Raw genomic sequence first — 13,097 nt, 5'->3', positions numbered from 1 at the left:
ACAGCCAGTGCCCGACCTCATCGCCGAGCGATGCTCCTACATCGCCGGCAGCTGGGTGGACGGTGACGAGACGCTCGCCGTCGAGAATCCGGCGGACGAGTCGCACGTCACCGACGTGGCCGTCGCGCCGCTGGCCGAGATCGAGCGCGCCGTCGTCGAGGCTCGGCGGTGCTTCGACGCGGGGGAGTGGGCGGACGTCCCGCCGGCCGCGCGGGCCCAGGTGCTGCACGCCCTGGTCGACCATGTGGTGGCCCGCCGCGACGCGCTGATCGCCACCATGGTCGCCGAGGCCGGGCAGCCCGTCTCCTTCGCCGAGCGCGCGCAGTTCGGCGCCGGCGTCGCGCTGGCCCGCGGCACCATCGACCTCTACCTGTCGATGCCACACGAGGACACCAACCCGGTGCCCGTCGACGAGCTGGTGCGCGCGGGCGGGGTCCTGAGCATCCGCCGGCACGAGCCGGTGGGTGTCGTCAGCGCCATCACGCCATACAACGGCGCGATCATCATGGCCTTCCAGAAGCTGATCCCGGCGCTGATGGCGGGCAACTCGGTGATCCTGCGGCCCAGCCCGCTCACCCCGGTCTCGTCGCTGCTGTTCGGCGCGGCGGCCCAGGCGGCCGGGCTGCCGGCGGGCGCGCTGAGCGTGGTGGTGGAAGGCGGCGCCGCCGGGGCGGAGCTGCTCACCAGCCATCCCGCCGTCGACATGGTCTCGTTCACCGGCTCCACCGCGGTCGGCCGGCGCATCCTCGCCCAGGCGGCGCCGACGGTGAAGCGGGTGGCCCTGGAGCTCGGCGGCAAGTCGGCGCAGATCTACCTGCCGGATGCGGTCGGCCGGGCCGCGGCGGGTGCCGCGGCGGTGGTGGCGATGACAGCCGGGCAGGCCTGCGTCGCCGCGACCCGCATGCTCGTCCCCGCCGACCGCAAGGACGAGGTCGTCGAGGCGGTGTCGCGGGCCTACGCGGCCATCACCGTCGGTCCGCCCAGCGACCCGGCAGCCCGGATGGGGCCGCTCATCAACGCCGCGGCGCGGGAACGCTGTGAGCGGTTCGTCGCCGCCGCCCAGGAGCACGGCGGCAAGGTCGCCTTCGGCGGTGGCCGCCCGACCGGGCTGGAACGCGGCTACTACTTCGAGCCCACCGTGCTCGACCTGCCCGACAACACCAATCCCGCGGCCCGCGAGGAGATCTTCGGGCCGGTGATCAGCATCCTCGGCTACCGCGACCTGGACGACGCGGTGCGCATCGCCAACGACAGCGACTACGGCCTGTCCGGGCAGGTCTACGGCGCCGACCTGCCCGCGGCGACCGCGGTGGCCCGCCGGCTGCGCACCGGGGCGGTCAACGTCAACGTCGGCGGAATGTTCAGCGCCTACGCCCCGAGCGGCGGCTACAAGCACAGCGGCCTCGGCCGCGAGCGCGGGCCGGACGGAATCCGCGCCTTCCAGGAGGTCAAGCACCTCGCGATCAAGGAGCAGTCATGACAGACACCCTCTCGCTCGACTGGCTGATCTCGGTCGACGACCACGTGCTCGAACCGCCCAACCTGTGGCTCGACCGGGTGCCGGCGAAGGACCGCGACCGTGCCCCGCACATGGAGTTCGACGACACCGGCATGGACTTCTGGGTGTACGACGGCAAGAAGTTCCCCAGCTCGGGACTGTCCGCGGTGGCCGGGAAGGAGAAGGAGGAGTTCTCCCCGGAGCCGCTGCGGTACAGCGAGATGCGCCCGGGCTGCTACGACGCCGCGGAGCGGATCAAGGACATGGACCGGGCCGGCATCCTGGCCTCGCTGTGCTTCCCGACCATCACCCGCTTCTGCGGCCAGCTGTTCATGGAGGCGTCCGACCGGGAGTTCGGGCTGGTCTGCCTGAAGGCCTACAACGACTGGATGCTCGAGGAATGGTGCGGTGCGGCCCCCGGCCGGTACATCCCGCTCGTCCTGATTCCGCTGTGGGACCCGGCCCTGGCCGTGAAGGAGCTGGAGCGCTGCGCGGCGAAGGGCGCGACGACGTTCGCGTTCTCCGAGAACCCGGCCCCGCTCGGCCTGCCGACCATCCATGACCCGTCCGGCTACTGGGAGCCGGTGATGGCCGCGGCCAACGACCTGGAGATGGTCGTGTCGATGCACGTCGGCTCGTCGTCGCAGGTGCCGAAGATCGCCCCGGACGCGCCGTTCATGGCGAACCTGACCTGGGGTGCCATGCGCACGTCCGGCGCGATGCTGTCCTGGCTGTTCTCCGGGATGTTCCAGCGCCACCCGAACCTGAAGATTGCGCTGTCCGAGGGTGAGATCGGCTGGATGCCGTACTACCTGGAGCGCGCCGAGCAGGTGCTCGACAAACAGCGGCACTGGGTGAAGAAGGGTGCGCGCTGGAACGACCACGGCGCCGCCGGCGCCATCGACCTGGACACGTTCGACGTGCGTGCGACGTTCCGCGACCACGTCTTCGGCTGCTTCATCGAGGACCACCACGGCATCGCCAGCATCGCCGAGATCGGCGAGGACAACATCATGTGCGAGACGGACTATCCGCACTCCGACTCCACCTGGCCCAACTGCATCCAGACGGTGAAGGGCATCATCGGCCACCTGCCGGCCGAGACCCAGTACAAGATCCTGCGGGGTAACGCCGAGCGGCTCTACCGCTTCACCCCCGCCACCCCGCCCGTGCTGAGCGGGGTCTGAGTGGCAGGCCTGCTACTCGACGGGAAGGTCGCCGTCGTCACCGGAGCGGGCTCGGGGGTGGGTCGGGCATCCGCCCTGCGCTTCGCCGCCGAGGGTGCCCGCGTGGTGTGCGCGGACATCAGCCTCGACGGCGCCGAGGAGACCGTTCGCGAGATCGAGAAGGCCGGTGCCGACGGCCGCGCCGAGCCGGTGCGCTGCGACGTCTCCGTGGAGGAGGACGTCGTGGGCGCCCTCGACCTCGCTGCGGAGAGGTTCGGTGCGCTCGACGTCGTGTTCAACAACGCCGGTATCCCGACCCCGCGGCTCGGGGCCAGGTTGGAGGACCACACGGTCGAGGACTTCGAGCGCCTGGTGGCGGTCAACCTGCGCGGGGTCTTCCTCGGGTGCCGGCACGCCGTGATCCGGTTCAAGAGCCAGGGCGGCGGCGGGGTCATCCTCAACACCGGCTCGGTCGCGGGCCTCGTCGGCTGGGGCGGCTCGGTGTACGGGGCGACCAAGGGCGGGGTGCACCAGCTCACCCGGGCCGTCGCCATCGAGGGCGCGCCGTTCGGGATCCGGGCGAACGCCATCTGCCCGGCCGGCATGCCCTACACCGGCTTCATGGCCGCCGGTGGCCTCGGCGGCGACGCCGAGACCACGGCCGCGGCCGCTCGCCAGGTCGGGGCCACGCATCCGCTGGGACGTCCGATCACCGCCGAGGACTGTGCCGAGACCGCGGCCTTCCTGGTGTCCGACCGGGCCGCCAACATCACCGGGGTGCTCGTCCCGATCGACGGCGGATACGTGGCGAGGTGACCGAGGTGACTGAGGTGCCCGCGGTGAGCGATATGGGCCAGGTGCTCGACCCCGACCGCATCCGCACGCTGTTCGACCTGCGCAGCAGCTACAACGTGCGCAGCGGCGGCGACTACGAGGACGACCCCAACCCGGTCTGGCGGGAGCTGCGGGAGCGGGGGCCGGTGCACGAGGGCACCGTCCACGAGCTGACCGGGTACCCCCGCCCGGCGATGTTCCAGGGCCTGCCCTACCCGGACCGGCCGCACTTCTCGGTCTTCTCGTTCGACGAGTGCGACCGGGTCTTCCGCGACAGCGAGACCTTCGCCTCGTCGCCGGAAGCCGTCGACCCGACCGGAGGGGGGATCGGCACCGCCAGCAGCATGCTGTCAATGGGCGGCGCCCAGCACCGCCGGTACCGTGCCCTCGTCCAGCCGTCGTTCGTCCCGGCCCGCGCCGGCTGGTGGATCACGAACTGGATCGAGGAGACGGTGCACGCACTCATCGACCGGTTCGCCGACAACGGCTCCGCGGAGCTGAACGTCGACTTCTGCGCGGCGATCCCGGTGCTGACGATCACCAGCAGCTTCGGGGTGCCCGTCGAGGAGGCGCTGCACATCCGCGAGGTGCTCACCGACCCGCCGCAGGTGATTCGCGCGCTCGCCCCGATCGTCGCGGCGCGGCGCGAACAGCCCCAGGACGATCTCATCAGCACCCTGGTCGCGGCGGAGATCACCGACGAGGACGGGACGCGGCACCGCCTGTCCGACACCGAGATCTACACGTTCGCCGTACTGCTGCTGCTCGCCGGCTCCGGCACCACCTGGAAGCAGATGGGCATCACGCTGACCGCCCTGTTGCGGCGGCCGGAGCTGCTCGACGCCGTCCGCGCGGACCGCTCCCTGCTGCGCCCGGCCGTGGAGGAGTCGTTGCGCTGGTCGCCCACCGACCCGATGTTCTCCCGTTTCGCGACCCGGGACGTCGAGCTCGCCGGGCAGCGGATCCCGCGCGGTGCCCTGGTGCACCTGTGCCTGGGCGCGGCGAACCGCGACCCGGCCCGCTGGGAGCGCCCCGACGAGTTCGACATCTTCCGCCCCATGAAGCGCTCCCTCGGCTTCGGCGGCGGGCCGCACATCTGCCTGGGCATGCACGTCGCCCGGGCCGAGATCAGCGTCGGTATCGGCGCGCTGCTCGACCGGCTGCCGAACCTGCGCCTCGACCCGCTGGCCACCCCGCCGCGCCTGATCGGCATGTACGAGCGCGGCGCGACCGAGATCCCCGTCGTCTTCGGAGGTTCCTGATGAGTGAAGCCGGCTACCGGCCGCCGGATCTGGCTCTCGTCGGCGCGGAGCATGTGGCGCGCTACCGGGAGACCGGCGGGGAGGTGGGCTACGAGTGGAACGGCGTGCCCACCCTGTTGCTCACCACCGTCGGCCGCCGCTCCGGCCAGCCGCGGACATCCGCGCTGATCTTCGGGCGGGACGGGGCGGACTACCTTGTGGTGGCCTCGAAAGGCGGCGCACCCGCCGCCCCGCAGTGGTATCTGAACCTCACCGATCAGGCGGCGGCGGAGATCCAGGTCCGTGCCGAACATCTGTCGGTGGTCGCGCGGACGGCCTCCGACGAGGAGAAGCCCCGACTGTGGAAGATCATGACCGAGGTCTGGCCGAACTACGACGCCTACCAGGCCAGAACAGCGAGACCGATACCCGTGGTGGTGCTGACGCCCGCGTAGCCCCCGGTACCGTCGGAGGGGTGTCCTGGGCCGATCGTGCCGCGGACCGGTCGCCGCTGGTACAGCGGTCCCGGTCGCGCAGCGTGCAGCAGATGACGGTGATCGTCGATGCCGCGAAGCGGCTGATCGCCAGCCGGGGTTCCTCCTTCACGACGCAGGACCTCGTGAAGGAGGCCGGCATCGCGATGCAGACGTTCTACCGGCATTTCCCCGGCAAGGACCAGCTCATGCTCGCCGTCATCGAGGACGTCATCAGCGGGCAGGTGGTGCGCTACCAGGAGTCCGCGGCCGGCGAGCCGGACCCGCTCGCCCGCATGCGGAGGTACATCGAGGCCGCCCTGCACTCACTCGGCAGCGAGGACGGCGCCGTCCGCGGTGCGCGGTTCATCACCGCCGAGCACTGGCGGCTGTACCAGCTCTACCCGGACGAGGTCGACCACGCGACCCGCCCGTTCGCCGATCTCGTGGCTGGCGAGCTGGAGGCGGCCCAGGCCGGCGGCCTCATCGGCCCGATCGACACCGCCCAGACCGGTGAGCTGGTCAACCTGCTGGTCAGAGCGGTCTTCCATCACTACGCGTTCGCGACGCGCAAGGAATCCTCCGCCGAGGTCGCCGCCCGGGTCTGGGCGTTCTGCCTCGGCGGTTTCGGGGCCCTGGCCCCGCCGGCCACACCGCTGGCAGGAAAGGGCGCAGAATAAGGCAATATGCGCCCACCTCGTCGCGAAAGCGTCGAGCGGGCCCTGCCCGGCTACGAGATCGGGGGGCCGCTCGGGCAGGGCGGGTTCGGTGTCGTGCTGTCCGGCCGGCACCGCCAGCTGGGGCGCAGCGTCGCCATCAAGATCCTGGACGTCGACGGCGGCACCGACAGCGACGCCGACGTCGAGGTGCGCCGGCGGTTCGCGGCCGAGGCGCGGGTGCTCGCGCGGCTCGACCACCCGCACGTCGTCGCGATCTACGACTATCTCGAGCACGACGACCTGCGGATCATCGTGATGGAGCAGCTCTCCGGCGGCAGCCTCTCCCGGCGGCTGCGCGCCACCAGCCCGCGGCAGGCGTGCGCGGTCGGCCTGTGCGTGGCCGAGGCGCTCGGTGCCGCGCACCAGGTCGGCGTGCTGCACCGCGACATCAAACCGGCGAACATCCTGTTCACCGGCAGCTCGCTGGTGAAGGTCGCCGACTTCGGCATCGCCAAGATCGTCACCGAGTCGACCTCGGTGACGTCCGGGCTGGTCGGGACCCTGCCCTACATGGCGCCGGAGCAGTTCGGCGAGGGCGGGCTCGGCCCGGCCACCGACCTGTACGCGCTCGGTGTGACGCTGTACGAGCTGTTCGAGCGGCACCGGCCGTCGGGCCCGGTGACGACTCCCGGCGCACTGGTGCACTGGCATCTGGCGGGACGTCCCGCGCCGCTGGTCGAGGCCCCGGCGCCGGTGGCGGGTGTCGTGCTGCGCGCGCTGGCGAAGGACCCGGCGCAGCGGCACCCGTCCGCCCGCGCGTTCGCGCTCGATCTGGCCGCGGCGGCGGCGCAGAGCTTCGGGCCGGGCTGGCTGGCGGACTGCGGTATCCCCGTCCGCCTCGACGACGAGGTCGTCGACGCCGCACGAGCCGCCCCGCCGGCAGCACTCCCGCCGCCAGGCGCGCCGTGGCGAGCCATGCGGCCGACCGCCCAGCCGCCGCTGACTTCCCAGCCGCCGCTGACCGCGCCGACCGCGCCGACCCCACCGCCGCCACCGGGCGTACCTGCCTGGGCGCCACCGGTCCCGCCGGCGGGTGCCACGCCCGGTTCGCGTGGTACCGGGATCGCGATCGGTCCGCCCTACCTGGGTTCGCGCGGCCTCCGCCGCCTCGGTCGCCGCCGGGTCGTTGCGCTGGCGACCGTGTTGATCATCGCCGTGGGTACCGGGCTCGGACTGCTGCTCACCTGGCCGGATGGCTCCTCCCGGCACCAGCGGCTCGCCGGGGATGAGGCAGCGACAGCCACGGCGGCGCCTTCGCCACGGCAGCCGTCGGGGAAAAGCGGTGGAACCCTGAACCTGGTCGCGAGCGGCGGCGACTGTGACTCCTGGGATCCGGGACTTACCTACCTCGCCCCCTGCTGGTCGATGCAGCGGCTGGTCTCCCGGACGCTGCTCACCTACCGGGCCGAGGCCGGGGCGGCCGGCACCGAGCTGGTGCCGGACCTGGYGGCGGCCATGCCCGAGCGGGTCGACAGCATCACCTGGAAGGTCCGGATCCGTGCCGGCCTGACGTTCCAGGACGGCTCCGTGATCCGGGCGGAGGACGTGAAGTACGCGATCGCCCGTGGCTATGACCAGGCGCTGGTCCTCCGGGGCGCGCCGGGGTACCTCAGCGAGGTGCTCAGCCAGTCGCCGGCCGAGTTCCCCGGGCCGCGTGACAAACCCCTGGCGGGCTTCACCTCGATCGACACGCCTGACGAGACCACCCTGGTCTTCCACCTGCGTGAGCCGTTCGACGACTTCCCCTACCTGCTCACGCTGCCGCAGACCGCGCCGATTCCCGCCAGGGCCGACCTTGTCACCAGCGAGGCCGGCTCCGGCTACGACGCGACGCGGCTGGTCTCCAGCGGGCCCTACCGGGTCGAGTCGTACACGGCGGCCAAGTCGATCAGCTTCGTGCGCAACCCGAGGTGGGTCGCCGCCACCGACCCGAACCGGGCCGCGCTGCCCGACCGGATCACGGTCGCCTTCGACGTCCCCGCGGACGAGATCGACGCCGATCTGATCAGGGGTACCTACGACGCCGACATCTCCGGCGGCTCGGTCGGTGCGTCGACCACCGCGGCGATCGCCGCGCAGCCGGCCCTGAAGGCACGCAGCGAGGTCACCGTCCTGCCCTACCTGAGCTACCTGGCTGTTATGACCAGGCAGGCGCCGTTCGACAACGAACACTGCCGGCGCGCGGTGGCCTGGGCGGTCGACCGGGCGCGGCAGTCCAGCCTCCGCGGCTATGACGCGTTCGGCGGCACCGGGGCCGCGGGCCTGCTGCCGCCGGCCCTCGCCGGCTACACCGGCTCCAGCGCCTACCCGAGCGACGGCCTGCGCGGTGACCTGGGCAGGGCGCGCGACGAGCTCACCGCCTGCGGCCACCCGGACGGTTTCGCCACCACCCTCTCCGTGCCTGACCGCGCCGCTGACGTCAAGGCGGCCGAGTCGATCCAGGACGACCTGGGCAAGATCGGCATCAAAGTGACGCTGAAGACCTATGCGACCGGGGACTTCTACGACACGCTGGGCGCGCCGGACCAGGTGCACGCCGCCGGGATCGGGCTCGCGCTGACCAACTGGGGCCCGGACTGGCCGAGCGGCTACGCCTTCTTCCACCAGATCGTCGACGGCCGGCAGATCCGTCAGCAGGGCAACTTCAACATCTCGGAGCTCGACGACCGGGCGGTCAACGACGCCCTCGACGTCGCGGCGGCGAGGAGCGATCCCGAGCATCCCGAGGCGGCGGCGGACAGCTGGGCCAGGGTGGACCAGCTGGTGCAGCAGACCGCGGCCCTCGTGCCGCTGGTGCACCGCCGCGCCCAGGTCCTCTTCAGCGAGCGACTGACGAACGTCTACCTGAACCTTGGCCTCAACGCCTCGTACGACGTCGCCAACCTCGGCGTCAGGACCGGCTGACGACGGCAGCGAGCTGCGATCGCCGGTCTGTAGTTGCGATGTCCCGCGTGTGTTGACACGCTCGGTTCGACGCAATCTCAGCGGCATGGGCGGTGGTGGGGCCATGCGGGGCCACGTCCCGGAGCGGACCGGGGAGCCCCCCTGCGGCCGGGACGAGTCCGTCGTTCCCACGGCTGTCCGGGGTGCCAGGCGGGCTCCGTCGGCGTCCCCGCACCGCACGGGATGGGTGCACCGCCTGTGGGAACAGGCGGACCGCCCGTTCCGCCGGGCCGCTGGCGCGATCCTGCTGCTCCTGCTCGGCTCCGCGCTCCCGCTGCTGGTTCTGGAGGGCCGGACCGAGCTCGCGTTCGTGCGCCTCACGAGCCCGATCTTCTCGGCGGTGGCGGTGGGAATCTGTGTGTGGGCTGGTCTGCGCAACCACGGGGCGGAACGGGCCTGGCGATTACTCATCGCCGCCATGATCATGGYGAACGCGCTGGCGGGAGGGGCGATCGCGCGGGACGTCATCAACGGCGGTCCCGCGCTGCCCAGCATGACCCCGCTGGCGATGCTCGGCCTGACACCGACGGTGTGCGGCCTGGCGGCCCTGCTGTGCTTTCCGTCCGAGCCCTACGACCACGCGACCCGCGCCCGGGTCGACGGGGCGAACCGGCGGCTACACGTGATCACTGTTCTGGACGGCCTGATCGTCGTCGGTGCGGTGGCGTTGCTCTGCTGGGTGCTGATCCTGAACCGGGCGCTGGACTCACCCGTGTCGCCGGGCCTGCCCGGGACCCTGGCCGTCGCGGCTGTCGCGACCCTGCTCATCGTCCTGGTCATCCTGACCGCGGCGTTTCGCAGGCCGCGGTCGCCGCTTGGCCTGGTGCTGGTCGGATCCGGCATCATGCTCTTCTGTCTGTCCGTCATGTCGCACATGTATGCCGGTGTCCGTGGGCTTGCCGACGTCCCGCGGGTGCTGGATCTCGGCTTCGGGGGCAGTGGTCTGCTTCTCGCGCTCGCCGCCCTGCTCCGTCCCGGCGGGCCTGTGCCGGCCACCGGGCGCCTGCCGCCAGACCGCTGGGAGACCGCCGCCGCCGTCCGGGTGGACGGCCGCGCGGCCGCGGGGGCAGGTTCGGCCGACGGGATGGCCCCCGCGCGTTCGCCGGCACGTCACCGCTGGTGGCACGGGGTGCTGCCGTACATCCCGCTGCTGGTCGGCGGTGCGTTCGCCATCTTCCATCTCCAGCCCGTGAGCGGAAGCCTTGATCGTGATCTGACCCTGTGGGGGCTGCTGGGCCTGCTCCTGCTGGCCGTGCTCCGCCAGATGACCACGATGGCCGACAACGCACACCTGCTGACCCAGCTCGAGGGGAAGCGGCACGAGCTGCACCACCTCGCGTTCCATGACCCGCTGACCGGGCTCGCGAACCGCGCGCTCTTCGTCGCCCGCCTCAATCGCGCGCTGGCCGACCGCCGCCTCCGGCCGCACCGGGTCTCGCTCCTCTTCTGCGATCTGGATGGATTCAAGGGTGTCAACGACAGGTTCGGGCACGCGGCCGGCGACGAACTTCTGCGCGTCGTCGCCGCGCGGCTGGCCGGGCAGGTCAGGCCGGGCGACTCGGTTGCCCGGCTCGGCGGGGATGAGTTCGCCATCCTGCTCGAATCGGACTCGCGGGATCCGGAGGCGGTCGGGCGCCGTCTGACCCGCGCGGTACGCGCCCCGGTCCAGCTGCGGAGCTGCCCGTGCCGCGTCGACGCCAGCGTCGGTCTGGTCACGGTGGAGGAGGATGCGGGGACGGTCTCGGCGGAGGCCCTCCTCCATCGGGCTGATCTCGCCATGTACCACGCGAAGGCCACGGGCGGGGGTCAGCTGACCGTCTTCCGGCCGGAGCTGGCGGAGGACGGCCACGCTTGACCGCGGCGGCTCGCTGCGATGTGCTGACCGGCCGCAACGCCGCCTACGACGTTGCCAGCCTCGGCGCCAGCGTCAGGGCCGGCTGAGCCCGGCGCCCACGTGCCCCCAGCCGCCCACGTGCCCCAGCCGCCCCGTGCCCCAGCAGCGCGGGTCAGCCCGCGATCGCCTCCGGCCAGTTCCCCCGCCGTGCGGTCCAGCCGAGAAGGCGCTGTGCCCGGCCGCTGTCGATCCGCTGGTTGTCCAGATCCGGTTCGAGGTCAGCGTCGACGGCTGGTTGCGGGGCGCCGTCGATCCGGGCGAGCCGGGTCAGATATGACTCGTAGGTCACCGGCTCGGCGGCGAGGTTGAGGATTTCACCCGACGGCCGTCGGTCGAGCACCGCGAGCACGGCGTCCGCGACGTCCGCGACGTGTACATGGGAGACGAAAGTGCTGCCATCCCCGGGAATCGGGAGTTTTCCCGCCCGCAGCAGCTCTCGCTGCCGATCCTGAATGGTTGCCGGCCCGACGAAACGCGCGGCCCGCAGAATCGTCCAGGCGCATGTCCGGGGAAGTTCGATGACAGCTTCCTCCATCGCCGCGGTCGGGCCGACGAGAGCGGCCCGCTCGGGATCGGAGTCGATGGGGACCGACTCGTCGATCCATTCGGCGCCGCGCACCGGGTAGATCATGCTGATGCTGAGCTGGACCAGTACCGGGACGCCGACCTGGGCGACCAGCCTGGCCAACCGCGGGGAACCCGTCTCGCGGATGCTCGAGTCGAGATCCCACCCACGTGGGTCGTCATCATCGGCTGGTACCGCCGTGGCGAGGTTGACGACCGCGTCATGACCTGCGAGCCGAGATGGCAGAACGTCTTCGAGATCCGCGTCCAGCAGCCCCGCGCGCAGCCGTCGTACGGCGGGAGGCAGCTGGTCCAGCCGTGGGCCCGGAGACATCGCTGTGATCTCGTGGCCCGCTGCCAGGAGAGCGTCCACCAGCGGCCTGCCCGCGGCACCGGTGGCACCGACCACAAAAACACGCATCGTGCTATCACCCATTTCTTGTCAGTTGACGGACTGTTCACGCCGCGTCGGAATCTCGGACGGAGTCGGCCCGTCGCCCCGGACGCGTCGGCCACGAAAATCGAAATCGGTCGTTGCCGCCGCGGCGCCGGCGGAGGCCAGCAGTCCGCCGAACAGGCATACCCCGCTCCAGCCCCATTGCTGCCAGATCGCGAGAGCGGCATTCGTACCGAGTGTGCCGCCGGCGAAGAGCGTCACCACGTAGATGGTGTTGAGGCGGGCGGCGGTCTCCCCGGCACTGGCGAATATTCGCTGCTGGTTGGCGCTGTTGGCCGCGCTGTAACCGACGTCGAGCAGAACGACCCCGAGAGCCAGCACCACCAGGCTCGAGCGGCCGGCGGCGAGAACACAGAAAGACGAAGCGATCATCAGGAGCCCGCAGAGGGTCACCAGGCGCCCGCGGCCCATATCCGCGATACGGCCGGCTCGTGGCGCTACCAGCGCACCGCCGACCCCGATCAGCGCGATAAGCCCCACCGTCGTGGGCCCGCGTTCGAACGGAGCACCGGACAGCCGGGCGGGAAGCGTGGTCCAGAAGCCGGTGAGGACCGCGAAGGCCAGGAATCCGTAGAGCATCGGACGCCGAAGGCCACGCGTCCGAACCGCGAGGAGGAACGTGTTCGCGACCAGGTCCCGGTAGGCCCAGTCCGTGGTCTTTGGTGATATGGGCAGAGCGCGGCGGCAGGCGACCAGAAGAACCGCGGTCCAGACCGCCGCGCACCCGTACATCGTGCGCCAGCCGAACTGCCCGCCGATGATTCCGGCGACCGTTCTGGAGAGCAGGATTCCGGTGAGCAGTCCGGTCATGATCTGGCCTGCGACGCGCCCGCGGTCGGCTGGCCTGCTCAGGTGGACCGCCAGCGGGAGCGCGATCTGCGGTGTGACGTTCACCAGCCCGAGCATGATGCTGGCGACGAGCAGCACGGCCGTGTTGGGGGCGGTGGCGACGCCGGCGAGGACGACCATTGTCGCGGCGAGCAGGATCGATACCAGCCGCCGCCGGTCGGCGACATCCCCCAACGGAACCAGCAGCACCAGACCGACCGCATAGCTCAGCTGGGTGGATGCCACGATCGCACCGATGGTGGACTCGCCGACGCCGAGTCCCTGCGCCATGTCGACCAGAAGAGTTTGACCATAGTAAAGATTTGCCGCGACCGCTCYGGCGGTGATCGCGAGAACAAGGATGCGATGGTCGGAGAGGGACCATCGGGCCGAGGGGCGGCGAGCCGAAGTGGTATCCCCGTTGCCCGCGGCCATGGGCACTGCCAGCGGCTCTATACCGCCTGTCGGTTCGATACCGGC

10 protein-coding genes are annotated in these 13,097 nt (G+C 71.4%); 8 read left to right on the top strand and 2 right to left on the bottom strand.

Translation table 11 applies throughout. The features are described 5' to 3' along the window. The first annotated feature begins 7 nt into the window (after positions 1-7). The 8 genes from CcI49_RS34950 to CcI49_RS34910 all read left to right on the top strand — a co-directional run bounded on the left by CcI49_RS34950 (position 8) and on the right by CcI49_RS34910 (position 10,729). Positions 8-1,480 carry an aldehyde dehydrogenase family protein gene (locus CcI49_RS34950; protein WP_076833751.1) on the top strand — a complete coding sequence of 491 codons (1,473 nt, stop codon included), beginning with the start codon at positions 8-10 and terminating at the stop codon, positions 1,478-1,480. After that, positions 1,477-2,685: an amidohydrolase family protein gene (locus CcI49_RS34945; protein WP_076833749.1), complete on the top strand. Its 1,209-nt coding sequence runs from the start codon at positions 1,477-1,479 to the stop codon at positions 2,683-2,685. Before CcI49_RS34950 ends, CcI49_RS34945 begins: the two co-directional genes overlap by 4 nt. Continuing rightward, the gene (locus tag CcI49_RS34940) at positions 2,686-3,480 is read left to right on the top strand and encodes an SDR family NAD(P)-dependent oxidoreductase (protein WP_083749899.1); all 795 of its coding nucleotides are present in this window, start codon (positions 2,686-2,688) and stop codon (positions 3,478-3,480) included. It begins immediately after the preceding gene. 32 nt (positions 3,481-3,512) lie between these two features. After that, positions 3,513-4,760, top strand: coding sequence for a cytochrome P450 (locus CcI49_RS34935; protein ID WP_076833787.1), 1,248 nt, complete (start codon positions 3,513-3,515; stop codon positions 4,758-4,760). Then, positions 4,760-5,194, top strand: a complete 435-nt coding sequence (locus tag CcI49_RS34930) for a nitroreductase family deazaflavin-dependent oxidoreductase (protein ID WP_076833747.1) — start codon at positions 4,760-4,762, stop codon at positions 5,192-5,194. Before CcI49_RS34935 ends, CcI49_RS34930 begins: the two co-directional genes overlap by 1 nt. Positions 5,195-5,286: 92 nt before the next feature. Then, positions 5,287-5,892, top strand: a complete 606-nt coding sequence (locus CcI49_RS34925) for a TetR/AcrR family transcriptional regulator (protein WP_083473680.1) — start codon at positions 5,287-5,289, stop codon at positions 5,890-5,892. Between the two features lie 6 nt (positions 5,893-5,898). Next, positions 5,899-8,835, top strand: coding sequence for an ABC transporter substrate-binding protein (locus CcI49_RS40200; protein WP_083749898.1), 2,937 nt, complete (start codon positions 5,899-5,901; stop codon positions 8,833-8,835). A gap of 103 nt (positions 8,836-8,938) precedes the next feature. Then, positions 8,939-10,729 carry a GGDEF domain-containing protein gene (locus CcI49_RS34910; RefSeq protein ID WP_076833783.1) on the top strand — a complete coding sequence of 597 codons (1,791 nt, stop codon included), beginning with the start codon at positions 8,939-8,941 and terminating at the stop codon, positions 10,727-10,729. Positions 10,730-10,880: 151 nt separating this feature from the next. Here the strand turns inward: CcI49_RS34910 and CcI49_RS34905 are convergent, their stop codons facing one another. Together CcI49_RS34905 and CcI49_RS34900 are read right to left on the bottom strand one after the other, a co-directional pair. Next, on the bottom strand, positions 10,881-11,753 hold the full coding sequence (locus CcI49_RS34905) for an NAD(P)-dependent oxidoreductase (RefSeq protein WP_158230862.1): 873 nt from the start codon (positions 11,751-11,753) through the stop codon (positions 10,881-10,883). 21 nt (positions 11,754-11,774) lie between these two features. Then, entirely contained in the window at positions 11,775-13,052 is a 1,278-nt protein-coding gene (locus CcI49_RS34900; RefSeq protein ID WP_083749897.1) for an MFS transporter, read from the bottom strand. Between the last annotated feature and the right edge of the window lie 45 nt (positions 13,053-13,097).

The organism is Frankia sp. CcI49 (assembly GCF_001983215.1).
Taxonomy (GTDB): Bacteria; Actinomycetota; Actinomycetes; order Frankiales; family Frankiaceae; genus Parafrankia; species Parafrankia irregularis.
Note: the sequence above shows the minus strand (reverse complement) of the source record. Positions and strands in the feature narration are given on the sequence as shown.

Bases quoted from the DNA above. Each gene is read 5' to 3' on its own strand.
- CcI49_RS34945 (WP_076833749.1), top strand. From the start codon at position 1,477: ATGACAGACACCCTCTCGCTCGACTGGCTGATCTCGGTCGACGACCAC.
- CcI49_RS34935 (WP_076833787.1), top strand. From the start codon at position 3,513: ATGGGCCAGGTGCTCGACCCCGACCGCATCCGCACGCTGTTCGACCTG.
- CcI49_RS34930 (WP_076833747.1), top strand. From the start codon at position 4,760: ATGAGTGAAGCCGGCTACCGGCCGCCGGATCTGGCTCTCGTCGGCGCG.
- CcI49_RS34925 (WP_083473680.1), top strand. From the start codon at position 5,287: ATGACGGTGATCGTCGATGCCGCGAAGCGGCTGATCGCCAGCCGGGGT.
- CcI49_RS34905 (WP_158230862.1), bottom strand. From the start codon at position 11,753: ATGCGTGTTTTTGTGGTCGGTGCCACCGGTGCCGCGGGCAGGCCGCTG.